Source organism: Sulfitobacter sp. HI0129, assembly GCF_001635395.1.
Taxonomy (GTDB): Bacteria; Pseudomonadota; Alphaproteobacteria; order Rhodobacterales; family Rhodobacteraceae; genus Sulfitobacter.
Map to the genome: position 1 here is coordinate 1 of NZ_LWGH01000523.1, position 2,177 is coordinate 2,177.

2 protein-coding genes are annotated in these 2,177 nt (G+C 64.1%); one reads left to right on the plus strand and one right to left on the minus strand.

The features are described from left to right. Nucleotides 1-277: 277 nt before the first annotated feature. Nucleotides 278-1,318, minus strand: coding sequence for an NADP-dependent oxidoreductase (locus tag A3764_RS14330; protein WP_067923358.1), 1,041 nt, complete (start codon nucleotides 1,316-1,318; stop codon nucleotides 278-280). 183 nt (nucleotides 1,319-1,501) lie between these two features. Here A3764_RS14330 and A3764_RS14335 point away from each other — a divergent pair. Continuing rightward, a partial coding sequence (locus A3764_RS14335; RefSeq protein ID WP_067951700.1) for an inositol monophosphatase family protein occupies nucleotides 1,502-2,177 on the plus strand: 676 nt, incomplete at its 3' end.

A 2,177-nucleotide genomic window follows, 5' to 3' on the forward strand; every position in this document is an offset into this window, starting at 1 on the left:
CTAGAAGAAACCCAGCAAAATCACGTGGCGAAGATGGTGCATTAGACTAGGGCGCGTCCAGACGTCCGTTTTTGGGAAGCTGTGCAGCGGCAATGCGAGCACTGATCAAGGTCTGCTCAGGGCCGGTTGCCACAGGTCCCCATGCAACCCTTCGGTATCTTCTGCGATTAGTACAGACAGGTTTGCACTCTACACCCCGACCATCCTGCTCATCACCCACAACACCCAACCACACACTGCGCAACAAAAGGGGGCGGACGAACCGCCCCCCTCAAAGTCATGCGACCTTCACGATGGCCTTGCCGAAGTTGCCGCCCGTCAGCAGGTCGATGAAAGCCTGCGGCGCGTTTTCCAGCCCCTCGGTGATGTCTTCCTTCACGGCGATGCGCCCGTCGGCGACCTGCGGGGCGACCTCCTGCAGGAACTCCGGGAACCGCTTCCAGTGGTTCGAGATGATGAAGCCGTTCACGCTGAGGAAATTGACGAGGATCGTGCGCCACAGCTTGGGCGCGGTCAGCGCCTCCTCGGCGGCACCGGCGCCCAGCCCGCCCGCGTTGTACCACGCGATCATGCCGCAGATCGGGATGCGCCCGTGGGGGTTCATCAGCGGCATCACCGCTTCAAGAACCTTGCCGCCCACGTTCTCATAGTAGATGTCGATCCCGTCGGGGCAGGCCTCCTTCAGCGCGGCCCGCAGCGATTTCGCGTCGTCATAGGCGCGGTGATCGAGGCATTCGTCAAAGCCGAACTCCGATTTGGCCAATGCGCATTTGTCCGCCCCGCCGGCGATGCCCACGGCCCGCAGGCCCATGGATTTCGCAAGCTGGCCCACCATGGACCCCACCGGCCCGGTCGCGGCGGCCACCACCAGCGTTTCGCCCTTCTTTGGGCGGCCATATTCATTGAGCCCGAACCAGCCGGTGAACCCGGGCATTCCCAAAACCCCCAGCGAGGTGGTGATGGGCGCCTGATCCGGGTCCACCTTGCGGCACATCTGCGCCTGCGCCACGCCATGGGTCGCCCAGCCGAACATGCCGAAAGCATAATCGCCCGGTTTGAAATCGGGGCTGTTGGAGGCGATGACCTCGCCCACCGATCCGCCTTCCATCAGCCCGCCCACCGGCACCGGCTGGGCATAGGATTTCGCATCGTCCATCCGCCCGCGCATATAGGGATCGAGCGACATGTAATGGACCTTCACGAGGATCTCGCCCTCACCCGGGGTGGGGATGTCCCCCGTCTCAAGGCGGAAGTTCTCCTGCGTGGGCGTGCCATCCGGGCGGGAGGCCAGGACGATCTTCTGCATCTGTTCACTCATGGGGGGTTCCTTTCGGTCGGAAAACTGTAATCGCGCCCAGCGTAACAGCCGCCCGGAGGCCCCGACAGGAACAACCGGAATGACGTAGGGTCAGAGGATGCTGGGCTCCTCCCCGCCCGCCCCCTTGGCAATCCGGTCCGCCTTGCCTATACGCAGCGCCTGATCCCATGACAGGTGCGAAAAATGGTTGGCAGTGCAAATCTCAACATCATGATCAAGGCCGCGCGCAAGGCGGGCCGGTCGCTGGTCAAGGATTTCCGCGAGGTCGAGAACCTTCAGGTATCGGTCAAGGGCGCGGGCGATTTCGTCAGCCGGGCGGACCTCAACGCCGAAAAAGTGCTCAAGACCGAACTGATGGGCGCGCGCCCCACCTATGGCTGGCTGGCCGAGGAAGGCGGCGAGGAAGAGGGGCAGGACCCAACCCGCCGCTGGATCGTCGATCCGCTGGACGGCACGACGAACTTTTTGCACGGGCTGCCGCACTGGGCCATCTCCATCGCACTGGAGCACAAGGGCCAGATCGTTGCGGGCGTCGTCTTCGACCCCGCCAAGGACGAGATGTTCTTTGCCGAAAAGGGCGCGGGCGCCTGGATGAACGAAAGCCGCCTGCGGGTGTCGGGCCGCCAGAAGATGATCGAATCGATCTTTGCCACGGGCCTGCCGTTCGGGGGCCGCAGCGACCTGCCGGAAACACTGAAGGATCTGGGCCGTCTTCTGCCGGTCTGTGCCGGGGTGCGCCGCTGGGGGTCCGCCGCGCTCGACCTCGCCTATGTGGCGGCGGGGCGGTATGACGGCTTTTGGGAACGCCGGTTGCAGCCCTGGGATCTGGCCGCCGGCATGGTCATCGTGAAAGAGGCCG

What these genes read in the sequence shown, in the direction of transcription:
- A3764_RS14330 (WP_067923358.1), bottom strand. Translation starts at nt 1,318, where the DNA reads ATGAGTGAACAGATGCAGAAGATCGTCCTGGCCTCCCGCCCGGATGGC.